The sequence below is a fragment of the Mesorhizobium sp. M0571 genome (assembly GCF_040320985.1).
Classification (GTDB): domain Bacteria; phylum Pseudomonadota; class Alphaproteobacteria; order Rhizobiales; family Rhizobiaceae; genus Mesorhizobium.
Genome location: NZ_JAMYQT010000003.1, coordinates 1 through 23,049, shown reverse-complemented (window position 1 = coordinate 23,049; position 23,049 = coordinate 1). Strand labels below are relative to the sequence as shown.

At 63.3% G+C, this 23,049-nt stretch carries 21 protein-coding genes; 11 read left to right on the top strand and 10 right to left on the bottom strand.

Annotated elements, in window-relative coordinates; translation table 11 throughout:
* Nucleotides 1-6: 6 nt before the first annotated feature.
* From NKI85_RS04715 to NKI85_RS04705, 3 genes are all read right to left on the bottom strand, one after another.
* The gene (locus tag NKI85_RS04715; protein WP_352522655.1) at nucleotides 7-1,563 is read right to left on the bottom strand and encodes a formate dehydrogenase beta subunit; all 1,557 of its coding nucleotides are present in this window, start codon (nucleotides 1,561-1,563) and stop codon (nucleotides 7-9) included.
* Complete coding sequence (locus NKI85_RS04710) at nucleotides 1,560-2,039, bottom strand: formate dehydrogenase subunit gamma (RefSeq protein WP_352522656.1); 480 nt, start codon at nucleotides 2,037-2,039, stop codon at nucleotides 1,560-1,562. Before NKI85_RS04710 ends, NKI85_RS04715 begins: the two co-directional genes overlap by 4 nt.
* Before the next feature lie 132 nt (nucleotides 2,040-2,171).
* Entirely contained in the window at nucleotides 2,172-3,071 is a 900-nt protein-coding gene (locus NKI85_RS04705; protein WP_352522657.1) for a LysR family transcriptional regulator, read from the bottom strand.
* 193 nt (nucleotides 3,072-3,264) lie between these two features.
* On the opposite strand from NKI85_RS04705, the gene NKI85_RS04700 reads away from it, so the two are divergent.
* Nucleotides 3,265-3,906: a DUF47 family protein gene (locus NKI85_RS04700; RefSeq protein WP_352522658.1), complete on the top strand. Its 642-nt coding sequence runs from the start codon at nucleotides 3,265-3,267 to the stop codon at nucleotides 3,904-3,906.
* Entirely contained in the window at nucleotides 3,906-4,910 is a 1,005-nt protein-coding gene (locus NKI85_RS04695) for an inorganic phosphate transporter (RefSeq protein WP_352522659.1), read from the top strand. The genes NKI85_RS04700 and NKI85_RS04695 overlap by 1 nt, the downstream gene beginning before the upstream one ends.
* 48 nt (nucleotides 4,911-4,958) lie before the next feature.
* Here NKI85_RS04695 and NKI85_RS04690 read toward each other — a convergent pair whose 3' ends face one another.
* Nucleotides 4,959-5,336 (bottom strand): VOC family protein, encoded by a 378-nt coding sequence (locus NKI85_RS04690; RefSeq protein WP_352522660.1) that lies wholly within the window; start codon nucleotides 5,334-5,336, stop codon nucleotides 4,959-4,961.
* A gap of 199 nt (nucleotides 5,337-5,535) precedes the next feature.
* Between NKI85_RS04690 and NKI85_RS04685 the strand changes: the two genes are divergently transcribed.
* On the top strand, nucleotides 5,536-6,705 hold the full coding sequence (locus tag NKI85_RS04685; protein WP_352522661.1) for an Mrp/NBP35 family ATP-binding protein: 1,170 nt from the start codon (nucleotides 5,536-5,538) through the stop codon (nucleotides 6,703-6,705).
* A gap of 152 nt (nucleotides 6,706-6,857) precedes the next feature.
* On the opposite strand, the gene NKI85_RS04680 is transcribed toward NKI85_RS04685, so the two are convergent.
* Nucleotides 6,858-7,319, bottom strand: coding sequence for an SRPBCC family protein (locus NKI85_RS04680; protein WP_352522662.1), 462 nt, complete (start codon nucleotides 7,317-7,319; stop codon nucleotides 6,858-6,860).
* A gap of 157 nt (nucleotides 7,320-7,476) precedes the next feature.
* Here NKI85_RS04680 and NKI85_RS04675 point away from each other — a divergent pair, with 157 nt between their 5' ends.
* The 4 genes from NKI85_RS04675 to chrA all read left to right on the top strand — a co-directional run bounded on the left by NKI85_RS04675 (nucleotide 7,477) and on the right by chrA (nucleotide 12,247).
* Complete coding sequence (locus NKI85_RS04675) at nucleotides 7,477-9,282, top strand: IlvD/Edd family dehydratase (protein WP_352776256.1); 1,806 nt, start codon at nucleotides 7,477-7,479, stop codon at nucleotides 9,280-9,282.
* A gap of 14 nt (nucleotides 9,283-9,296) precedes the next feature.
* Nucleotides 9,297-9,809 (top strand): hypothetical protein, encoded by a 513-nt coding sequence (locus NKI85_RS04670; protein WP_352522663.1) that lies wholly within the window; start codon nucleotides 9,297-9,299, stop codon nucleotides 9,807-9,809.
* A 213-nt stretch (nucleotides 9,810-10,022) separates the two neighbouring features.
* A complete protein-coding gene (locus NKI85_RS04665) occupies nucleotides 10,023-10,862 on the top strand; it encodes a chromate resistance protein ChrB domain-containing protein (protein WP_352522664.1) in 840 nt (279 codons plus the stop codon).
* Nucleotides 10,859-12,247: a chromate efflux transporter gene (gene chrA, locus NKI85_RS04660; RefSeq protein WP_352522665.1), complete on the top strand. Its 1,389-nt coding sequence runs from the start codon at nucleotides 10,859-10,861 to the stop codon at nucleotides 12,245-12,247. Before NKI85_RS04665 ends, chrA begins: the two co-directional genes overlap by 4 nt.
* Before the next feature lie 3 nt (nucleotides 12,248-12,250).
* Here chrA and NKI85_RS04655 read toward each other — a convergent pair whose 3' ends face one another.
* Together NKI85_RS04655 and pdxR are read right to left on the bottom strand one after the other, a co-directional pair.
* A complete protein-coding gene (locus NKI85_RS04655; RefSeq protein ID WP_352522666.1) occupies nucleotides 12,251-13,840 on the bottom strand; it encodes a trimethylamine methyltransferase family protein in 1,590 nt (529 codons plus the stop codon).
* Between the two features lie 193 nt (nucleotides 13,841-14,033).
* Nucleotides 14,034-15,527, bottom strand: coding sequence for a MocR-like pyridoxine biosynthesis transcription factor PdxR (gene pdxR / locus NKI85_RS04650; protein ID WP_352522667.1), 1,494 nt, complete (start codon nucleotides 15,525-15,527; stop codon nucleotides 14,034-14,036).
* Between the two features lie 5 nt (nucleotides 15,528-15,532).
* Here pdxR and NKI85_RS04645 point away from each other — a divergent pair, with 5 nt between their 5' ends.
* The 3 genes from NKI85_RS04645 (at nucleotide 15,533) to NKI85_RS04635 (ending at nucleotide 18,154) form a co-directional block, all read left to right on the top strand.
* Nucleotides 15,533-15,688, top strand: coding sequence for a hypothetical protein (locus NKI85_RS04645; protein WP_254816186.1), 156 nt, complete (start codon nucleotides 15,533-15,535; stop codon nucleotides 15,686-15,688).
* A gap of 94 nt (nucleotides 15,689-15,782) precedes the next feature.
* Nucleotides 15,783-17,426, top strand: coding sequence for a glucose-6-phosphate isomerase (gene pgi, locus NKI85_RS04640; RefSeq protein ID WP_352776252.1), 1,644 nt, complete (start codon nucleotides 15,783-15,785; stop codon nucleotides 17,424-17,426).
* A 5-nt stretch (nucleotides 17,427-17,431) separates the two neighbouring features.
* Complete coding sequence (locus NKI85_RS04635) at nucleotides 17,432-18,154, top strand: HAD family hydrolase (RefSeq protein ID WP_352522669.1); 723 nt, start codon at nucleotides 17,432-17,434, stop codon at nucleotides 18,152-18,154.
* Here the strand turns inward: NKI85_RS04635 and NKI85_RS04630 are convergent.
* The 3 genes from NKI85_RS04630 to NKI85_RS04620 are packed head-to-tail and all read right to left on the bottom strand — an operon-like array spanning nucleotide 18,138 to nucleotide 20,971.
* Nucleotides 18,138-18,872 carry a class I SAM-dependent methyltransferase gene (locus NKI85_RS04630; RefSeq protein ID WP_502896163.1) on the bottom strand — a complete coding sequence of 245 codons (735 nt, stop codon included), beginning with the start codon at nucleotides 18,870-18,872 and terminating at the stop codon, nucleotides 18,138-18,140. The two genes, NKI85_RS04635 and NKI85_RS04630, sit on opposite strands and share 17 nt — an antisense overlap.
* A 7-nt stretch (nucleotides 18,873-18,879) precedes the next feature.
* Nucleotides 18,880-20,625 carry a long-chain fatty acid--CoA ligase gene (locus NKI85_RS04625; protein WP_352776250.1) on the bottom strand — a complete coding sequence of 582 codons (1,746 nt, stop codon included), beginning with the start codon at nucleotides 20,623-20,625 and terminating at the stop codon, nucleotides 18,880-18,882.
* A gap of 52 nt (nucleotides 20,626-20,677) precedes the next feature.
* On the bottom strand, nucleotides 20,678-20,971 hold the full coding sequence (locus NKI85_RS04620; RefSeq protein WP_352522671.1) for a hypothetical protein: 294 nt from the start codon (nucleotides 20,969-20,971) through the stop codon (nucleotides 20,678-20,680).
* Nucleotides 20,972-21,337: 366 nt separating this feature from the next.
* Here NKI85_RS04620 and NKI85_RS04615 point away from each other — a divergent pair, with 366 nt between their 5' ends.
* Nucleotides 21,338-22,930, top strand: a complete 1,593-nt coding sequence (locus NKI85_RS04615; RefSeq protein WP_352522672.1) for an ABC transporter substrate-binding protein — start codon at nucleotides 21,338-21,340, stop codon at nucleotides 22,928-22,930.
* Nucleotides 22,931-23,049 lie beyond the last annotated feature (119 nt).

Genomic DNA, 23,049 nt, shown 5'->3' with positions numbered 1-23,049 from the left:
CCGCTCCTATTCCGCTGCTTCGGCGACCGGCGTCGGCCGAAAGTCGTCCGGAAAATGGTTGAGTGCACTCATCACCGGATATGGGGTGAAGCCGCCCAGCGCGCAAAGCGAGCCGAACTTCATCGTGTTGCAAAGGTCGGTGACCAATGCGATCTGCTTTTCCGGTTCGACGTTCTGGGCGAGCCGGTCCAGCACCTCGACGCCGCGCGTCGAGCCGACGCGGCAGGGCGTGCACTTGCCGCAGCTCTCGATGGCGCAGAATTCCATGGCGAAGCGTGCCTGCTTCAGCATGTCGGCGCTGTCGTCAAAAACGACGATGCCGGCATGGCCGATCAGCCCGTCCTTGGCGGCAAACGCTTCGTAGTCGAACGGCGTGTCGAACAGCGCGCGCGGGAAATAAGCGCCGAGCGGGCCACCCACTTGCACAGCTTTGACCGGACGCCCGGTCGCCGTGCCGCCGCCGATGTCGTCGATGATCTCACCCAGCGTCATGCCGAACGCAGCCTCGTAGAGACCGGGATGCTTCACGTTGCCGGCAATCTGGATCGGGATGGTGCCGCGCGAACGGCCCATGCCGAAATCCTTGTAGTAGGCAGCGCCCTTGTCCATGATCACCGGCACCGAGGCCAGCGAGATGACATTGTTGATCACCGTCGGCTTGCCGAACAGGCCCTTATGCGCCGGCAGCGGCGGCTTGGCCCGCACCTGTCCGCGCTTGCCCTCGAGGCTGTCGAGCAGCGCGGTCTCCTCGCCGCAGACATAGGCGCCGGCGCCGACGCGGACTTCCATGTCGAATGAATTGGGCGAGCCGAGCACATTGACGCCGAGCACGCCGGCCTTGCGGGCGATCTCGACGGCCTTCTGCATCACCGCCACGGCATGCGGATATTCGGAGCGGATATAGATGAAGCCCTTGGTCGCGCCGGTGGCGATGCCGGCGATCGCCATGCCTTCGATCAGCACGAACGGGTCGCCTTCCATGATCATGCGGTCGGCGAACGTGCCGGAATCGCCTTCATCGGCATTGCAGACGATGTATTTGCGGTCGGCCGACGTATCGAGCACCGTCTTCCATTTGATGCCGGTCGGGAAGCCGGCGCCGCCGCGACCGCGCAGGCCGGACTCGGTCACCTGGCTGACGATGTCGGCCGGCGTCATCGCCACGGCATTCTGCAGGCCCTTCAGCCCGTCATGCGCCTTGTAGTGATCGAGCGACAGCGGATCGGTGACGCCGCAGCGCGCAAAGGTCAGCCGCGTCTGTCTGGCCAGGAACGGGATTTTGTCCGGTGCGCCCAGCCAGCGCTTGTGATGGCCGCCGGTGAGGAAGCCGCAGTCGAACAGGCTTTTGACGTCGGATGGCTTCACCGGCCCATAGGCGACACGGCCATTGGCCGTCGCCACTTCGACCATCGGCTCGAGGAAATAGGCGCCGCGCGAGCCGTTGCGCACGATCTTGGCCTCGATGCCGCGCTCGGCCAATTCCGTACGAACCGCCTTGGCGACCTTTTCCGCGCCCAGCGCCAGCGCGCCGGAATCGCCGGGAATGTAGATACGCGGGATCATGAGCGCACCTCGGCAACGATATCATTGAGCTTTTCGTCGTCCAGCCGCCCGATCACCTCGCCGTCCAGCATCGCCGACGGCGAGCAGGCGCAAAGGCCGAGGCAATAGACCGGCTCCAGCGTCACCGAACCGTCGTGGGTTGTCTCGTGGAAACCGATGCCCAGCAATGATTTGAGCTTGGCGGCAATCGCATCCGAACCCATCGACTGGCAGGCTTCCGCCTGGCAGAGCTTCAGCACATGCCGGCCGGCCGGCCGGCTGCGGTAATCGTGATAGAAGGTGACGACGCCGTGCACCTCGGCCCTGGAGATGTTCAGCGCCTCGGCGATGACCGGCAGCGCGTCCTGCGGCACATAGCCGAACTCTTCCTGGATGCCGTGAAGGATGGGCAACAGCGGGCCTTCGAGGCCTTTTAGCTCGTGGATGATCGCCGCCGTGCGCGATGCGATCTCGGTACTTGCAGGCTGCATCGTCATGCAGCGCCCTCCCTGTCGTAGCGATCTTCCGCTAAGTGCTTAGGAAATCAGAGGAAACCCGCCAAATCAATAAAGCCGATCCGTTGCTCGATAGAAACCTTCTATCGATCGCGTTCACCAGCATTGTCTAGCCTAGCGGCGGCCGCGGAAATCGTCCGCCAGCGCCATCGCCTCGTCCAACAGCGCCGAGACCAGCGGCGTGTGCGGTTCGCGCGGTGCCGCCACCAGCCCGACCGTGTGGCTGGCATCCGGCTCGACGATCGGAATCGCCCGGATCGGCTCGGAAAAACCGAACGTTTCCGCAAGGTTAAGCGGCATGATCGACGACCATTTGCCGGTACGAATATGCGAAAACAGCACGATCATCGAATTGGATTCCAATGTCGGCCGCACCTGCACGCCGGCTTCGGCCAGATGCTGGTCGATGATGCGGCGGTTCTGCATGTCCGGCGTCAGCAGGCAGAGCGGCAGCTGGCTGAGCTCGGCCCATGTCACTTTGTCGCGGTCAAAATACGGGTTCCCGACCGCGGTGATCAGCTGATAGCGCTCGTCATAGAGCGGCACGCTGGTGACGCGTCCGAGCGGCTCGTTGTCGAGATAGGTGATGCCGGCGTCGATGTCGAAATTGCCGAGCAGCGACAGCACCTCGATCGAGGTCCGCGACAGCACCGAGAAGGTGACGCCGGGGTGCTTTGCCCGAAACGGCGTCGTCAATCGCGCCACCATGGCCAGCGCTGTCGGGATCGCCGCGATGCGGATGCGCCCCGACAGGCCGTGGCGCGCCGCCCGCATCTCCTCGCGCATGGTGCGGGTGTCGCCGACGATGCGGCGCGCCCACACCAGCACCTGCTTGCCTTCCGGCGTCAGCCCCTGGAAGCGCGAGCCGCGCAGTACCAGCATCACGCCGAGCTGGCCCTCCAGCTGCTTGATGCCGGCCGAAAGCGTCGGCTGGGTGACGCCGCACACCTCCGCCGCGCGGCCGAAATGCTCCTCCTTGGCAAGTGCTATAAAGAATTCCAGCTTGTCGATCATGCCGTCGGGAGCCTGTCACGGACCATGTGTCCGATCGTAGCGCGCAAGGTCGGGGAAATTGTCTTCGTCCGCAAGCCGCATGTGCAAATCGCCCGCATCCACATCTTTCAGCCGGCTTACTGTTTCCCGCGACGAACTGCGGCGCTATGTGGATGGAACCTGGGTCATGCACTGGTACCACGGGAGGTCAAACATGCTGGGCTGGTTCCGCAAGCTTTTGCCGCGCGAAGATCGCTTCTTCGACCTGTTCGAACGGCATTCCCGTACCGTGGTCGGTGGCGCCGAGGCCCTGCAGCAGCTTCTTCAGGGCAACGACGTCGACCGCTGGTGTCAGACGATCATCGATCTCGAGGACGAAGCCGATCAGATCACCGCGGAATTGCTGCTGGCCGTGCGCCGCTCCTTCATCACGCCCTTCGACCGCGGCGACATCAAGGACCTGATCCAGTCGATGGATGATGCCATCGACATGATGCACAAGACCGTCAAGACGGTAAGGCTGTTCGAAAAGAAAGAATTCGACCCGCTGATGCAGGAAATGGGAAGCGTCATCGTCGAGGCCGCCAAGTTGGTGGCCGAGGCAATCCCGCTGCTCAGCAAGGTCGGGGCGCATACGGTGCGCCTCAACGCCATCGCCGAGGAGGTTATGCGCGCGGAGGGCCGGGCAGACGACCTGCACGAGCAGGGCCTGAAGGACCTGTTCAAACGGCACGGCCGCAGCGACCCGATGGCCTATCTGATCGGCAGCGAGATCTACGGCGAGCTGGAAAAGGTGGTCGACCGCTTCGAGGACGTCGCCAATGAAATCAGCGGCATCATCATCGAGAACGTCTAGTGGAAGTCGCGATAGCCTTTCCCGTGCTGGTCGGCCTTGTCGCCGTCGCGCTGTTCTTCGATTTCCTCAACGGCCTGCACGATGCCGCCAACTCCATCGCCACCATCGTCTCCACCCGCGTGCTGAGGCCACACTATGCTGTGTTCTGGGCGGCCTTCTTCAATTTCATCGCCTTCATGTTCTTCGGTCTTCACGTCGCGGAGACGCTGGGAACCGGCATCATCGACGCCAGCATCGTCACGCCGGCAGTGATCTTCGCAGCACTTGTCGGCGCCATCGTCTGGAATATCGTCACCTGGCTCGTCGGCATTCCGTCCAGCAGCTCGCACGCGCTGATTGGCGGACTGGTCGGCGCCGGCGTTGCCAAGGCAGGCACCGGCGCCATCGTCTGGGCCGGGTTGGGCAAGACGACGGCGGCCATCGTGCTATCGCCGGCGGCCGGCTTTCTGCTGGCGCTCGTCTTGATCCTCGCGGTCTCCTGGTTGTTCGTGCGGCAGACACCGTTCGCCGTGGACAGCACCTTCCGCGTCATGCAGTTCTTTTCCGCCTCGCTCTATTCGCTCGGACATGGCGGCAACGACGCGCAGAAGACCATGGGCATCATTGCCGTGCTGCTCTATTCGCAGGGCATGCTCGGCGCGAATTTTTACGTGCCGCTGTGGGTCGTCATCACCTGTCAGTCGGCGCTGGCGCTTGGCACGTTGCTCGGCGGCTGGCGCATCGTCCACACGATGGGCTCGAAGATCACCCGGCTGAACCCGATGCAGGGGTTCTGCGCCGAGACCGGTGGCGCGATCACGCTGTTCGCCGCCACCTGGCTCGGTATTCCGGTGTCGACCACCCACACGATCACCGGCGCCATCATCGGCGTCGGTGCTGCCCGCCGCGTCTCTGCCGTTCGCTGGGGCATCGCCGGCAACATCGTCATCGCCTGGATCGTCACTCTGCCGGCCACGGCCGCGATCGCGGCTCTTACCTACTTCGCGGTCGGCCTGGCAAAGTGATGTGAACGGGCCGGCGTCTGCAGCCGCCCCCATTGAGCGCAGCCGAACCTACCTGTCCACCAGGTTCAGGATGTTGCCGTCCGGATCCTTGAACCACGCGACCTTCATGCCCTGGCCGACATGGATATCGCCCTCCAGCGCCAGGCCGGGCATGTCGTAGTGCTCGAAGGCGACGCCCTTCGATTTCAACGCCTTGACGATATTGTCTATCTCGTCGCCGACCATCCAGGTCACAGCCGTCGCCTTGTTGGTCCCAGCGAAGTTCGAACGGTACACGTTGATGCTGGTATCGCCGCTTTTATAGACGATCAGTTCGCCACCCTCATTGTGAATCTCCGTCAAACCCAAGATGTCCTCATAGAAGGCCCTGGCCTTGGCCAAATCCTTCACCGCGAGATTGGCCGTCGCATTGCTGTTGGCGAGCATGATCGTCTCCTTCCCTGGTTGTCGTTCCCTATGCGATCACTGAAATAGGTCGCATGGACTGTTCGGCGAAGGGTCATCCCGCCGGAATGCCCGTTCGCGGGACCCGGTTTCCCGGTCACACCGGGCAACCGTTGTTCCACGACTTGGTTCTGGTCGGAAACTGCACTATCTGAAGCGCCGAACACCCAGGAAAATTGCCATGCCCGTCACCAAGCAAATCGTCATCGAGCGCCTGAAGACGGTCAACGGACCGGACTTCACCGGCAACATTGTCGATCTCGGCATGGTTTCGGAGATTTTCATTGCCGATGCCAAGGTGTTCTTCTCGATCACTGTTCCCGCCGCCCGCGCCCAGGAGATGGAGCCGTTGCGCGCCGCCGCCGAGCGTGTCGTCAAGGCGATCCCCGGTGTCGCCGGCGCCGTTGTCGCGCTGACGGCGGAAAAGAAGGGCGGCGGCATGGAGGCGCCGGTTCCGCAAAGACCTGCTCAGAGGCCCGCCCCGGCGGCTGCACCTGCGCGTCCCGCCCCGCAGGCACCCGCCTCGCACAGCCAGGGCAAGCGCGGCGTGCCCGGCATCGAGGCGATCATCGCCGTCGCTTCCGGCAAGGGCGGCGTCGGCAAGTCGACCACTGCCGTCAATATCGCGCTTGGGCTTGCCGCCAACGGGTTGCGGGTCGGCGTGCTCGATGCCGATATTTACGGCCCGTCCATGCCGCGTCTGCTCAACATTCGTGGTCGGCCGCAGACCATCGACGGCAAGATCCTGAAGCCGATGCAGAATTATGGCCTCAAGGTCATGTCGATGGGCTTCCTCGTCGATGAGGAGACGCCGATGATCTGGCGCGGGCCGATGGTGATGTCGGCGTTGACGCAAATGCTGCGAGAGGTCGAATGGGGCCCGCTCGACGTGCTCGTCGTCGACATGCCGCCCGGCACCGGCGACGCGCAACTGACTATGGCCCAGCAAGTGCCGCTGGCCGGCGCCGTCATCGTCTCGACGCCACAGGACCTCGCCCTGATCGATGCGCGCAAAGGCCTCAACATGTTCAGGAAAGTCGACGTGCCGCTGTTGGGCATCGTCGAGAATATGAGTTATTTTCTCGCTCCCGATACGGGGAAACGCTACGACATTTTCGGTCATGGCGGCGCGCGCCGCGAGGCCGAGCGTCTCGGCGTCACCTTCCTCGGCGAAGTGCCGCTTGAAATGGGTATCCGCGAAAGCTCGGATGCTGGCACGCCGGTGGTGGTTTCGAAGCCCGATAGCGCCGAGGCGAAAATCTATCGCGACATCGCCGCGAAGGTCTGGGACAGGGTCAATGAAGAGCGCGGCGCGGCCGAAGCCGCGGTGCCGAGCATCGTCTTCGAGTGACCCCTCCCCCTTGAGGGGCGGGTGCCGCGCGAAGCGCGGCGGGAGGGGGTCGCCTCAACCGCCTCGACCTTCGAACTTAAACTTAAAAAAGACGGAGCACGTCGCTGCGGACCCCACCCGGCCCTGCGGGCCACCCTCCCCTCAAGGGGTCCTCAAGGGGGAGGGGAGCCGCCGACCTTCTCGCCAAAGCTCGAAAAAAACTGCCCGGCAAGTTTCTTCGACGTCGATTCGATCAACCGGCTGCCGAGCTGGGCGATCTTGCCGCCGACATCGGCCTTGGCCGCATATCTCAGCACTGTCGTTTCCGGCCCGTCTTCGGTCAGCGTGACGTCGGCGCCGCCCTTGGCGAAGCCGGCGACGCCGCCCTTGCCTTCGCCCTGGATGGTGTAGGAATGCGGCGGGTTGAGATTATTCAGCGTCACCTCGCCGTTGAACGTCGCCTTGATCGGTCCGATCTTCAGCACCACCGTCGCTGCCATCTCGGTGTCCGACCTTTTCTCGAGGCTTAGGCAGCCGGGAATGGTTTGTCTCAGAACATCCGGGTCGTTCAGCGCTTCCCACACCTTTTGCAGGGGTGCGGCGATGCGTTCCTCGCCCTCGATCACCAAAGCCATCAAAATCTCCCGGATAGCGGACTGACAAACCTCGATCCCGTCTAGCGCGGGGGCAGATGCATGTCTATCGCACCAAAGTGCGGATTCGGATGACGCGTGCCCTTGCCTGCTCCCGCGCGTTGTCATATCGATTTGTCATACAAATACGGAGACCATGATGGCAGGCGCCCCCACCAGCAAGAAAAAATTTCGCTCGCAGGAGTGGTTCGACAATCCCGACAATCCGGGCATGACGGCACTCTATCTGGAGCGCTACCTGAATTACGGGCTGACGCGGGCCGAGCTGATGTCCGGCAAGCCGCTGATCGGCATCGCCCAGACCGGCTCGGACCTGTCGCCCTGCAACCGCCATCACATCGAACTGGCCAAGCGGGTGCGCGAGGGCATCGTCTCGATGGGCGGCATTCCTTTCGAGTTCCCGTGTCACCCGATCCAGGAAACCGGCAAGCGGCCGACCGCCGCGCTCGACCGCAACCTTGCCTATCTCAGCCTGGTAGAGGTGCTCTACGGCTATCCGCTCGACGGCGTGGTGCTCACCATCGGCTGCGACAAGACGACGCCGGCCATGCTGATGGCTGCGGCCACCGTCAACATTCCGGCCATCGCGCTTTCGGTCGGCCCGATGCTCAACGGCTGGCACAAGGGCAAGCGCACCGGCTCCGGCACGATCGTCTGGGAATCGCGCCAGCGCCTGTCGGCCGGCGAGATCGGCTATGACGAGTTCATGGACATCGTCGCCTCCTCGGCGCCGTCGACCGGCTATTGCAACACGATGGGCACCGCCACCACGATGAATTCGTTGGCCGAGGCGCTCGGCATGCAATTGCCGGGCTCGGCCGCTATCCCCGCCCCTTATCGTGAACGCGGCCAGATCGCCTACGAGACGGGAAAGCGAATCGTCGACATGGTGCATGAGGATCTGAAGCCGTCCGACATCATGACCCGCAAGGCTTTCGAGAACGCCATCGTCGTCAACTCGGCGATCGGCGGCTCGACCAATGCGCCGATCCACCTCAACGCCATCGCCCGCCATCTCGGCGTGCCGCTCGACAATGACGACTGGCAAAAGATCGGCCTCAAAATTCCGCTCATCGTCAATCTGCAGCCGTCGGGCGAATATCTCGGCGAAGACTATCATCGTGCCGGCGGCGTGCCGGCCGTCGTCGCCGAACTGATGAAAGGCGGCCTGCTGCCCTATCCGGAAGCCATGACCGCCAACGGCAAAACCATCGGCGACAATTGCAGCGGCGCCGTCAACGAGAACCTCGATGTCATCCGCACGGTTGCCGAACCGCTGAAAGCCAATGCCGGCTTCATCAATCTCAAGGGCAATTTGTTCGATTCGGCGATCATGAAGACCAGCGGCATCTCGCCCGAATTCCGCGAGCGCTATCTGTCAAACCCGAAGGATCCCGAAGCCTTCGAGGGCAACGCCATGGTGTTCGACGGGCCCGAGGACTACCACGCCCGCATCGACGATCCGGCACAAGGCATCGACGAGCACACCATCCTGTTCATGCGCGGCGCCGGCCCGATCGGCTATCCGGGTGGCGCCGAAGTCGTCAACATGCAGCCGCCGGCCTATCTGATCAAGAAGGGCATCCACGCGCTGGCCTGTATCGGCGACGGCCGCCAGTCGGGCACCTCGGGTTCGCCCTCGATCCTCAACGCCTCGCCGGAAGCCGCCATCGGCGGCGGGCTGGCGCTGCTGAAGACCGGCGACCGTGTCCGCGTCGATTTGCGGAAGGGCACCGCCGATATCCTCGTCAGCGACGACGAGATCACGCGGCGGCGCGCCGAGCTGCAGAACAATGGCGGCTATCACTATCCCAAGCACCAGACGCCGTGGCAGGAGATCCAGCGTGGCATGGTCGACCAGTTTTCCGAAGGCATGGTGCTGAAGCCGGCGGTGAAATACCAGGATGTGGCGCATACCAGCGGCGTGCCGAGGGACAATCACTGACCAGGATCCGTCGCATGAGGCGGCCAGGAAAACTGCTGCGTGCAGCTCTTTTCCTGGCTGCTGCATTGTTGCCGTCCGTCGCCTCCGCCACCGAATTTCCGGTAACGGCCGATCGCTGGACCGTTGCGGTCGCCGGGCGCTGGTGCGACGCGTCCAACCGCGATCCGGTTGAATTCGCCGCCACCCCCTATAACGGCCTGAAGTTCGGCCGCACGCGCGACTGGACGGGAATTGTCATGCGCGTGTTCCTGTGGCCGGGTGCCGTCAAGGACGACATGCCCGTGACTGCGACGCTGCAACTTGGGAACGTCGACACGCCGCTGGTGATGACGGCGATGACCACGGTCGATTATATCGTCGATCTCGACTATGCTCTGACGAGCGAGGAGCAGAAGGCAATCGCCGGTGCCGGATCGATGACTGTGCGAGTGACGGGTGTCGAACAGCCGCTGGTTTTTCGCACCGAAGGCGTTGCCGGAGCGCTGGAGTTGCTCAACGAGTGCGCCAAGACGATCAAACACGAATGAGTCGGTGCTGCGGCTCTTGGCATGCGCCAAGGCCCGGCCCTTTCTCCCTGGTCTTCGGGCGGCCTCGCAAACTGGATGTGTCAACAGCCGGCAGAATGCTTGACAAGCGAGCGCGACAAATCCACGATCATCGCAAGGGGTTAATCGCGACGACCCCGTGAGGCGTCAGCCCAATGTTCGCGTCCAAGCTTCTCTCTCAAGGAGGTGGACGCCATGCCGTCGACAACAACCATCACCGTACCGCAACTATCCCGTCTGATTGGTCTGCCGGGTGCACCCGCGATCATCGATGTCCGCATCGACGATGACTACAATTCCGATCCGCGCCTGCTGCCAGGTTCAACCCGGCGTGACTTCAAGACCATCTCCACCTGGGCTGCCGATTTCACCGGCAGGCAAGTGGCGGTCGTCTGCCAACAGGGAAAAAAGCTCTCGCAAGGGGTGGCCGCATGGCTGCGGCACGAGGGCATTGCCGCCGAATCGCTCGAAGGCGGGTTTGAAGCCTGGCGCGATGCCAAGGGGCTTCTGGTCCACGCTGAAAAGATTCCGCGCCTCGACGCAAAGGGCCGCACAGTCTGGGTCACGCGGGCTCGCCCGAAGATCGACCGCATCGCCTGCCCGTGGCTGATCCGGCGCTTCATCGATCCTCACGCGGTCTTCCTCTTCGTCGAGGCGGCCGAAGTGTCGGCCGTCGCTGATCGTTTTCACGCCGTGCCGTTCGACATCGACGCCGTGTTCTGGAGCCACCGCGGCGAACGCTGCACCTTCGACACCATGATCGAGGAGTTCGGGCTTGAATCCGAGCCGCTCGATCGCCTCGCCATGATCATACGCGCTGCCGACACTGCGGACCTCGGTCTGGTTCCCCAGGCAGCCGGGTTCCTGGCCGCTTCGCTTGGCCTGTCGCGGATGTTTCGCGATGATCTGGAGCAGCTTGAGGCGGGTATGCTGCTTTACGATGCGTTTTTCCGATGGTGCCGTGATGCCACCGAGGAAACGCATAACTGGCCGGCCGCAGGCGCGGGTAGTCTCGGCGCGGGCAAACCGTCGTGAGCGCCGTCTTTTCGAAGGATCCGGCGGAGATCCAAGCTCCGGCTGTGCCAAGCTTCCGGCAGGCCGTGAAGCTCTGGGCGAAAATCGGCTTGCTCAGCTTCGGCGGCCCGGCAGGACAGATCGCGCTCATGCACAAGGAGTTGGTCGAGGAGCGGCGCTGGATCGGCGAACAGCGTTTCCTGCATGCATTGAATTACTGCATGCTGCTGCCCGGCCCCGAGGCTCAGCAGCTTGCCATCTATATCGGCTGGCTGCTGCACAAAACAGTCGGCGGCCTTGTTGCCGGCATTCTCTTCGTTGTGCCGGGCGCGCTTGTCATGCTCGTCTTGAGCAGCCTCTATGCGCTCTACGGCGATATACCCTTCGTCGAGGCGCTGTTTTTCGGGGTCAAAGCGACGGTGCTCGCCATTGTCATCGAGGCGGTGATCCGGATCGGGCGACGTGCGCTGAAGAACCGGATCATGGTGTCGATCGCACTCGCCGCCTTCATCGCCATCTACGCGCTAAACGTGCCGTTCCCGCTGATCGTCCTGCTTGCCGGCCTGACAGGCTGGATCGGCAACCGCATTGCACCGGCATTTTTTTCCGGCACATCGCAGGGCAAAGGCGATGTTCCCGACATCAAGGGCGCGGTCGATCTGATGTTCGAGCGCGGCGAACTGACCCACGTCAAGCCGACGCGATGGCATGCGCCGCGCATTTTGGCGATCTGGCTGCCGATCTGGCTCGGGCCTGTTCTGCTGATCTGGGCTTTCACCGGCTCTGCCAGCGTGTGGACGCAAATCGGTGGGTTCTTCAGTCTCATGGCGGTCGTCACCTTTGGTGGCGCCTATGCCGTGCTTGCCTATGTCGCGCAGGCAGCGGTCGAGTCCTTCGGCTGGCTCGCACCCGGTGAAATGGTCGACGGCCTTGGGCTGGCCGAAACCACGCCGGGCCCGCTGATCCTGGTCTTGCAGTTCGCCGGTTACATTGCCGCCTTCCGCCACTCCGGCGCGCTCGCCCCGCTGCTTGCCGGCGCGCTTGGGGCACTGCTCACACTGTGGGTGACGTTTACGCCGTGCTTCTTGTGGATATTCCTCGGCGCGCCCTACATCGAAGCGCTGCGCGGCAACAGGGCGCTGTCGGCGGCGCTCGGCGCGATCACCGCTGCGGTCGTCGGCGTCATCATGAACCTCGCGCTTTGGTTCGGCTTACACGTCATCTTCGGCGAAGTGCGCAATGTCGGGCTTGGAATGGACGTGCCGGTGCTCGCGTCGATCGACTGGCGCGCGGCGCTGCTTTCCTGTGCCGCCATGATCGCCATTCTGAAGCTGAAAATCGGCATGCTGCCGACGCTTGCCGGATCGGCGCTGGCCGGTGTGTTGTTGCTGGCGGTGAGCGGGTAGAGCTCAACCGCCCATGCCGCTGCGCGGCAGCTTGATCATATCGCCGAAGCGGGCACGCAATCTGTCGTCGACCGGCTTCGGCACATGGCGCGGGAAGCGTTCGGCAAGCACGCGTTTCTTCTCGATGATTGCCCGCTGCAAGATGTCGGGCCTGCCTTTCTCGTTCCATTCCTTCGGCGAAAAGCGGTCGCCGACGGCCGGATAGAAATATTCGGTCTGCATCAGCCGCAGCGTCTGCTCGTTGCCGAGATAATGGCCCGGCCCTTTCAGGCAAACATCGGCGATGGTGTCGATCGACAGCGACTCGTCCGTCACCTCGATGCCGCGCACGCAGCGCAGGCAGTGGCCGAGCATGTCATTGTCGATGATCAGGCTCTCCAGGCAGAAGCCGAGCAGCGACGCATGCATGCCGGCCGACTCATAAACTAGGTTGAGGCCGGCGAGACCGGCCATCACGTCGGTTATGCCCTTTTCGTAGCCGGACTGGATGTCAGGCAGTTTCGAATCCGTCATGCCGGCGGCCGAACCGCCTGGCAGGTCGTAGAACTGCGCCATCTGTGCACAGGCCGCGGTCAGCACCGCCTGCTCGGCCGAACCGCCCGACATGGCGCCGGTCCTGAGATCCGAGACAAACGGCCAGGTGCCGAAGATCGCCGGATGGCCGGGCTTGATGGCGTTGACATAGATAAGGCCGACGAGCACTTCGGCGACCGCCTGCACCACAGCACCGGCAATCGCCGCCGGTGCTGTTGCACCCGCTTGGCCGGCCGACAGCAGCAGGATCGGAATGCCGCCCTCCACGCAGGCTTCGAGCACGCCGCAGGCGTCCTCGGCAAACTTCATCGGCGGCACGACGAAGCAGTTCGAATTGGAGACGAAAGGCCGCGCGCGAAAATTCTCTTCGCCGCCCGCGATCGCATAAAGCATGTCGAGCGCCGGCTTGACGTTCTCACGCACAGTGAACGAGGTGCCGACATGCTTCGATGTGCCCATGACGCAGGCGTAGAGCGTGTTGAAATCCATATCGAGCGGGTCGGGAATGTCGCGCGGCACCATCGGCCGCTGGAAGAAATGGATGTTGTCGAGCCCTTCGACCAAGCGCGCGGCATCGTAGATGTCCTGCAGCAGCGACTCGCGATACTCACGCTTTTCGACGTCGACAAGGTGCACCGCAGCACCGGCCGTGCCGTAATGCACGCGCTTGCCCTGGATCACCATGTCGTGCCTCGGATTCTGGCCGTAGAGGGTGAAATGCCGTGCCGCTTTCTTGATCGTGTCGAGCACGAGACCGCGGGGAAAGCGCAGACGGGCATCTTCGCTGAGGCTCGCACCGGCCTTGGTCAGCGCCTCGATGCAGGAGGGGATGGCATTGGCGAAGCCGACTGTCTCCAGAAGCGTCAGCACGGCTTCGTGGATACGTTCGCAATCGTTCCCGCTAAGCGGGCTGTAGCTTCCGCCTTCAAGGCCGGCGCGCACCGGCTTGATGTCGTCGGCAAGCGGTGCCGCCCGCATGGCGCGGCGCGCCTCGCGCCCGCCGGAACGCCGCGAACGCTGGTCTGCGGACGAATCCTGCTTCTCATGAGCCACCGGCATGAAGGCACTCCACCTTTAGCTGCGAAGCGGGCGCGGCGGTTGGTCCACCATCGGCCTGCTTCGTCCCCTTATACTGCGACTATGCCGCCGGCATTGGCACAGCCTATGTGCCAGCCGGTCCCGTCGCATATGCCAAGGTGCTAAAGAACCGGAGCCGCGCTACATGCGCCAAGCTCCGGTCGGGGGAGGGCGATCAAGCCGCTGCCGGCCTTCGTCCAGCTGCCGTCGCCAGTTCGCGGATACCGGGCTCGATGTGCTGCAGCGCGATCGATGAAATGCCCAAGCGCATGAAACGCGACGGCTTGTCGGTGCGGTCGAAGAACCGGTCGCCGGGCTCGATAATGACGCTGCGCGACGCCGCGGCCTCGGCCAGGCCGCGCGAATCGGTGCCGCGTGGCCCTTCGAGCCAGAGCGACGTGCCGCCGGCCGAATCGGTCGAACGCCACTCCGGCAGGAAGGCGGAAATCGCATGGACCAGACGCTTGCGCCGCTCGTCGAAGGCGCTCGACAGCCGCCGCACCAGCGCCTCGTGATGGCCGAGCGACAGGAATAGCGCGACGGCGCGCTGGTTGTTCGCCGGCGGATGGCGCAGCATGAAGCGGCGCAGCGCCCGAAGCTCGGAGATCAGCCCGGCCGAGGCGACGATGTAGCCGAGCCTGAGGCCCGGAGCCAGCGTCTTCGACATCGAGCCGACATAGACGACGCGGCCTGAACGATCGAGGCTCTTCAGCGCCTGCTGCGGCGCCTCGTCCAGGAGCTGGCTGTCATAGCCGTCCTCGATGATGATCTGGTTGTAGCGGTTGGCGCGCGCCAAAAGATCCTGCCGCCGCTCGGCCGACAGCGGCACCATGGTCGGGCAATGGTGGCTGGGCGTGACGAAGACGAAGCCGGAATCATTGGGAATGGCAGAGGTTACGATGCCGGAGTGGTCGACCGGAACCGGCTGGATGTCGGCGCCGGCCAGCCGGAAGATCGAGCGTGCATCGGGATAGCCGGGGTCTTCCATCGCCACCTTGGAGCCCTTCGTCATCAAAAGCGTCGCCAGCATGTAAAGCGCGTTCTGGGCGCCCAGCGTCACGATGATCTCGTCCGGGTTGGCGAAGATGCCGCGTCGCGGCAGCAGCCGCGCCTGGATCTGCTCGATCAACAGCGGATCGTCGCGGTCGACCATGTCGGACGCCCAGTTGCGGATTTCGAGCACCGCCAGCGCCATGCGGTTGCACTCGCGCCATTCGGCGGTCGGGAACAGCGCCGGGTCGAACTGGCCATAGACGAAGGGGTAGGACGACTTGATCCAGTTGTCGTGCTTGGCCGGCGGCGGCATGTCGCTGGCCGCGATCTGCCGGCGCGCCTTCCAGTCGATCTCGTTGGCCTGGTCGGGCGCCTTCTGGTGCGGCTTGGCCGGCGTCGCCAGCACTTCGGGATTGACGAAGTGGCCGCGCCGCTCGCGCGCCACCAGGAAACCCTGGTCGACCAGCTGCTGGAAGGCCAGCACCACGGTGCCGCGCGCGACGCCGAGTTTCTCGGCAAGAATCCGGCAGGACGGAAGCGGCATCGAAGCCGCGATCTGCCGGTCGAGGATAGCGGCGACGATCGCCTGGCGGATCTGCGCCTGCAGGGTCTGACCGGATTCCGCCGAAATCCGGAACAGGCCGGACCATATGGCCGTGTCGTTTCGCTGTGGCATGGGAGATGTTCCTCGATGGCCAGCTATTTTCACTTGGCTGGACCAGTCGAATGTACCGGTGGCACAAGGTGTTGCGCCAATCAATTTTTCTGATCGCTGGGATTTATGCCAGTGATCCTTTGCGCCGGCCCGCGCTGCGCTGCGGCATCGCTGCGCATTGAAACAGATGGAATTCGACCCGATAGTTTGCCGCGACGACACGCGCCGGAAACATCCGGCCTGATAAGATGCCTCTCAAGAGACCGGAGCGAAGCAGTGGATCAATCGTCCTTTCAAAAGCAGCTCGACGCGTTGCGCGATCATCGTGCGGCCAAATCGGGCTCGATGCGCGAGGCTTTCGCCGCCGATCCGCAGCGCTTCGAGAAATTCTCCGCCAGCGACGGCGACCTGCTGCTCGACTGGTCGAAATGCGCGGTCGATGCGTGGACGATGGAACTGCTGGAGAAGCTGGCTGCGGCCGCCGACCTCGAAGGCCGGTGCGCTGCGATGTTTGCCGGCAAGAAGATCAACGTCACTGAAGACCGCGCCGTGCTGCACACGGCGCTGCGCAATCTGACCGGCAAGGGCATCGTGCTCGACGGCCAGGACGTGAAGGCGGAAGTCCTCGCCGTGCTCAACGCGATGGGCGCCTTCGCCGATGCGGTACGTTCCGGCAATGCGGCCGGCGCGACCGGCAAGAAGATCACCGACATCGTCAACATCGGCATCGGCGGCTCCGATCTCGGCCCGGCCATGGCGACGCTGGCGCTGGCGCCCTATCATGACGGCCCGCGCGCGCATTACGTGTCCAATATCGATGGCGCGCATATCCATGACACGCTGAAGGGCCTTTCTGCCGAAACCACCCTGTTCATCATCGCTTCCAAGACCTTCACCACCGTCGAGACGATGACCAATGCCGAGACGGCGCGCAGATGGGTCGAGAGGGCGCTCGGCAAGGAAGCGGTCGGCAAGCATTTCGCCGCGGTCTCGACGGCGCTCGAGCTGGTCGCCAAGTTCGGCATCGCACCCGACCGCGTCTTCGGCTTCTGGGACTGGGTCGGCGGCCGCTATTCGGTCTGGGGCGCTATCGGCCTGCCGGTGATGATTGCCATCGGCCCGAAGAATTTTCACGCCTTTCTCGACGGCGCGCATGAGATAGACGAGCATTTCCGCACCGCGCCGCTGGCGAGGAACCTGCCGGCGCTGATGGGCCTGATCGGCTGGTGGCACCGCGTGATCTGCAAATATCCGGCTCGTGCCGTCATCCCCTACGATCAGCGCCTTTCCAGGCTGCCGGCCTATCTGCAGCAGCTCGACATGGAATCGAATGGCAAGAGCGTCACCCTGGATGGTGGCGCTGTAACGACGCCGACCGGCCCGCTGGTCTGGGGCGAGCCCGGCACCAACGGCCAGCACGCCTTCTTCCAGCTGCTGCACCAGGGCACCGACTTCATCCCGGTCGAATTCCTCGCCGCCGCCGTCGGCCACGAGCCGGAACTGAAGCATCACCACGACCTTCTGCTCGCCAACTGCCTGGCGCAGTCGGAAGCCTTCATGAAGGGCCGCACTCTGGAGGAAGCCCGCGCGCAGATGCTGGCGAAAGGCATGAAGCCCGCCGACGTCGACAGGATTGCTCCGCACCGCGTCTTCTCCGGCGACCGCCCCTCGGTGACGATCCTCTACAGGAAGCTCGACCCCCACACATTCGGACGGCTGATTGCCCTCTACGAGCATCGCGTCTTCGTCGAAGGCACGCTGTTCAACATCAACTCCTTCGACCAATGGGGCGTCGAACTCGGCAAGGAACTGGCGACCGGGCTGCTGCCCGTCGTTGAAGGCAAGGAGAATGCCGCAAAGCGGGATGCCTCGACGGCTGGATTGGTGGAACACATCCACCGCTTGCGTGGCTCGGAGTGAAAAGCTTGGCGGACATCAAGGGAATATTGTTCGACAAGGACGGCACGCTCGTAGATTTCAACGCGACATGGCTGGGCATCGCCGACTTCATGGCGATGGATGCGGCCGAAGGCGATCGCTGGAAAGCAGACAGGCTGCTTGCGGCGGCGGGCTTCGATTTCGCCGCCAAGCGCTTCAAGCCGGATTCGATTTTTGCCTCCGGCACCAACATGGATGTCGTCGAACTGTGGTTCCCGCGGCTGTCCGATGAGGACCAGATGCTTGCCGTCGCCCGCTTCAATGCCATCACCTCGGCGCAAGGATCGGCGATGGCCGTGGCGCTGCCGGGCGTGGTCGAGACGCTTGGGCTGCTTCACAGAAAATCCTACCGGCTTGGCGTCGCCACCAATGACTCAACCAGCGGCGCGGAAAAGACCCTGGTCACGCTGGGCGTCGCGCAGCTTTTCGAAGCCGCCTATGGTTACGACGCGGTGGCCAATCCAAAACCGGCGCCGGATACGATCCTTGCCTTCTCGGATCTGACAGGGCTAAGGCCGGCAACGATCGCCGTGGTCGGCGACAACCGTCACGATCTGGAAATGGCGCGCGCCGGCGGCTGCGGCCTGGCGATCGGCGTGCTGTCCGGCACCGGCACACGTGAATCGCTATCGCAGATCGCCGACGTCATCCTGGATTCGGTTGCCGATCTGCCCGATTTTCTTGCGGCCCGAGTCAGCGAGACGGCTTGAGCGCGCAGCTATCCGGCTCGAACGAAAACACGCCGCTTGGTTTCATCGCCGCATTCCTGCCGGCGCCGACATCCGGCACCTCGTATTCGGCCAGCAGGCGAAGCCGCGAGCGGGGCAGATAGGCGCGGCCCGGATCGCCGATCAGCACGGCGATGCCGGCAGCAAGGCAGCGGTCGAGGAAGGGAACGACCCGGCCGGCAAGATCGTGGGCGTAAAACAGGTCGCCGACCATCACGATATCCACTGGTGGCGGCGGACCGCCGGTGATGTCTTCGCCAATGATCATGATAGCGACGCCGTTCGCAGCCGCATTGAGGCCGAGCGCGGCCACGCCATTGCGGTCGATCTCTGTCGCGACGACCTCGCTGGCTCCGGCCTTTGCCGCAGCGATGCCGACAAGGCCCGAGCCGGCGCCGAGGTCGAGCACGCGCCGCCCAGCCACGGTCTCCGGCCGGTCGATTATGTAGCGGGCGAGCACCGCGCCGCCGGCCCAGGCATAGGCCCAGTACGGTGGCTCCGGTTCAGGTCCGTCTTCTTCGATCCCGTGTTGGTTCCACTCGACAAGCCGCCTGAGCCCGCTTCCCGGATGGGCGGTGTAAAGCTGGATTTCGGGAAGCGCGGGCACGGCGGTGATCCGCATGTTCGCCCGGATGAAGTCTGCCGGGTCTGGACGCGAACCTATATCCCCGGTGTTGGCGCCGGCGATGCAATCGCTCAAGCTGCGCCTAGCTCCGCAACGCTCGTCGCAGAATCTTGCCGACCGGTGTCTTCGGCAGCTCGGGGCGGAACTCGATATATCTGGGTCGCTTGTAGCCGGTCAGGTTCTCGCGGCAATAAGCCGTCAGCATCTCGGCGGTCAGTGCCGGGTCCTTCTTGACGACGAACAGCTTCGGCACTTCACCCGAATGCTCGTCCGGTACGCCGATCGCCGCCACTTCGAGCACGCCCGGATGCTGCGCCACCACCTCCTCGAGTTCGTTCGGATAGACGTTGAAGCCGGAAACGAGGATCATGTCCTTCTTGCGGTCGACGATCTTGGTGTAGCCACGCTCGTCCATGAAGCCCATGTCGCCCGACTTGAAGAAACCGTCCTCGGTCATCACCTTGGCGGTCTCGTCCGGCCGGTTCCAGTAGCCGGCCATCACTTGCGGTCCGCGAATGCAGATTTCGCCGACCTCGCCGAGCGGCAAATTGTTGCCGTCGTCGTCGCGGATGGCGATCTCGGTCGAGGGCAGCGGCAGGCCGATCGTGCCGGTGAAGGCTCCGTCGCTGAATTTGTTGGCGGTCGCCCCCGGCGAGGTTTCGGAGAGCCCGTAGGCTTCGCTGATCGGGCAGCCGGTCAGCGCCTTCCAGCGCTCGGCGATGCCCTTCTGCACCGCCATGCCGCCACCCAGCGTCAAGATCAGCGGCTTGAAGTCGAGCTTGCGAAAATCCTCATTGTTGAGCAGGGCATTGAACAGTGTGTTGAGGCCCGGGAAGATGTGAATCGGGTATTTCTGCAGCTCCTTGACGAAGCCGGGAATGTCGCGCGGATTGGGAATGAGCACGTTCTGCGCGCCTTGCTGCATGCCCATCATCGCGTTCACCGTCAGCGCAAAAATATGATAGAGCGGCAGCGCGCAGAGGAAATTCAGATGCGCCGGCTTCGGCTTGACCGTGTAGGCGTCTTCGACCCACAGCGCGTTCTGCGCGACGTTCGCCAAAACATTGCTGTGCAAAAGCATCGCGCCCTTGGAGATGCCGGTCGTACCGCCCGTATATTGCAGGAAGGCGATGTCGGCGGTCGCGACCTCGGCGGGTTTGAAGGCCACGCCGGCGCCGGCCTTCAATGCGGCGTTGAACTTGACATGGCCGGGCAGCGACCATGCCGGCACCATCTTCTTGACGCGGCGCACGACGAAGTTGACGATTGTTCCCTTGAGCCCGCCGAGCATATCGCCCATCGTCGCGACCACGACATGCTTGACCGCGGTCCTGGCGATCACCGCCTGCAAGGTGCAGGCGAAATTTTCGAGGATGACAATGGCTTGAGCGCCGGAATCCTTGAGCTGGTGCTCCAGCTCGCGCGGCGTGTAGAGCGGGTTGATGTTCACCACGACATAGCCGGCGCGAAGCACTGCCATCATCGCGACCGGATATTGCAGCACGTTCGGCATCATCAGCGCGACACGCGCGCCCTTCTGCAGCCCCTTTGATTGCAGATAAGCGCCAAAGGCCGCCGACTGTCGCTCGAGATCGGCATAGGTGATCGATTTGCCCATGCAGACAAAGGCCGGCCGATTCGCAAACTGCTTGCAGGCGGCGACGAGAAAGTCGCCGATCGAGCTGGAGGGCAGGGCGCCGATCTCGGCCGGCACGATCTTTGGATAACTCTTGAGCCACGGTTTTTCCGGCAGGCCGGCGGCCAGCGACGTGATCGCCTTCGGTAATCTCTTGGCCGGACCTGCCGGCGGTTTTGGCGCAGTCGGCACTGCCTTCGCCGCCGGCTTGGCAGCAGCGGCGGACTTTGCGGGGGTCGCCGTCTTACTGGCTGCCGGCTTGGCAGACTTTCCAGCCGCGGTTTTCGCCGCCGGCTTCGCGCTTGTCTTCGCGGTAGCCTTCGGCTTGGCGGCGGCCGCTTTTGGCTTGACCGCTTTCGATGTTGCCTCGGCCTTTGCTTTCGCCGGGGTTGTTGTCTTTGCCGGTTTTGCCACCTGTCGCTCCCTCAATCGTTCTTATTGTTTCGGCACGCTTGAGCGCCACCGCCGCCCCTGGCGAACAAAGGTATCCCACGCTGCCGCAATGTCCGGAACCTGGGAAATCCAGCACGCCGTCCATCTATCTATGTATTGCCACTAGCGGCGGCCGTGCAAGCCTCGCCCACCTGGCAGTGCGGCAAGACTTGCCTTCAAACCTCTCGGCCGCGACCGGGTTTCGGACGGGCATCTCTTGGCATCGCTGCCGAACCGAACGGCTGGATTCCCCGAATTGGCGGCATCGCCGATCAACAAAAAATTGAGGTCGCTAATAATGTCGTGATCTGCGGATTCGGCTCGTTTTTTCCACAATCCGCCGCATGCCGGAATTTTTTTCTGCTTCCCGTGGGTTAGGCAAACAAGCAGTTCCAAAGCTAGAAAAACGGTGCTTATATGCGCGCTTCGCGAGCCTGATAGAGGGGCTTGGAAGAACATCAGGGAGTGCTCAATGAAAAAGAAACTGACTTTTGCAGCCGCGTTGCTGGCTGCAAGCGTCCTCGGCGGCATGGCCAATGCAAAACAACTGGTCTATTGCTCGGAGGCATCGCCGGCCGGCTTCGACCCGTCGCCATGGAGCGGCGGCAACGACTTCGACGCCTCGTCGCGCACTATCTATTCGCGCCTGGTCGAGTTCGAGCATGGCAAGACCACCATTTCGCCCGGCCTCGCAGAGAGCTGGACGGTTTCCGACGACGGTCTCGAATATACATTCAAGCTTCGCCCGGGTGTGAAATTCCAGACGACCGACTATTTTACGCCGACTCGCGACCTCAATGCCGACGACGTGATCTTTTCCTTCGAACGCCAGTGGAAGAAAGAAAGCCCGTGGTACAGCTATCTGGAAGGCACCGGCTGGGAATATTTCACCGGCATGGGCTTCCCCGATCTCCTGAAGGAAATCGTCAAGGTCGACGACCTGACCGTGAAATTCGTTCTGAACAAGCCTGAAGTCGCCTTCCTGCCTGACCTCGGCATGGATTTCGCCTCGATCGTCTCCAAGGAATATGCCGACCAGCTCGACAAGGCCGGCACCAGGCAGCAGTTCACCCAGAAGCCGGTCGGCACCGGTCCGTTCCAGTTCGTCGACTACCAGGTCGATGCGGTCATCCGCTACGCCGCATGGGACGGCTACTATGGCGGCCGCCAGAAGATCGACGATCTGATCTTCGCCATCACGCCCGATCCGGCCGTGCGCGCGCAGAAGCTGAAGGCAGGCGAGTGCGATATCATGTCGTACCCGGCGCCGGCCGACATCGCCGGACTGCAGGCCGACACGAACCTCAAGGTGGACGAGCAGGAAGGCCTGAATATCGGCTACATGGCTTACAATACGACGCAGCCGCCCTTCGACAAGGTCGAGGTCCGCAAGGCCCTCAACATGGCGGTCAACAAGAAGGCGATCATCGACGCGGTCTATCAGGGCGCCGGCGCGCCGGCCATCAACCCGATCCCACCGACCATGTGGTCCTACAACAAGGACATCAAGGACGATCCCTATGATCCAGAGGCGGCCAAGAAGATGCTGGCCGACGCGGGCGTCAAGGATCTGTCGATGAAGATCTGGGCTATGCCGGTCAGCCGCCCTTACAACCCGAACGCCCAGCGTGTCGCCGAACTGATCCAGGCCGACTACGCCGCCGTCGGCGTCAAGGCGGAGATCGTCAGCTACGAATGGACCGAGTACCGCCAGCGCGGCAAGGCCAAGGATCGCGACGGCGCCTTCCAGCTGGGCTGGACCGGCGACAATGGCGACCCCGACAACTTCCTGTTCCTGCTCGGTTGCGATGCCATCGGTCAGTCCAATTATGCGATCTGGTGCAACCAGGAATTCGAAGGCCTGCTGAAGAAGGGCAAGGCGACAACGGACGTCGCCGAGCGCACCAAAATCTACGAGGAAGCCCAGGTCGTGTTCAAGCGTGAGGCGCCGTGGCTGACCATCGCCCACTCCAAGGTCTTCATGCCGATGAACAAGAAGGTTTCGGGCTTCGTTATGGACCCGCTTGGCATTCACCGGTTTGACGGCGTCGACGTCACCGAATAAGTCCTGAGAAATTGAACGGGGGGGGCGGGGGGCCCCCACGCCCCGGGGTTTGAAGGAAATTAATACGTGTATTAAAACCCCCCCCAGCCGGGTGTGAACCCCCCGCGGGAGGGCGGTGC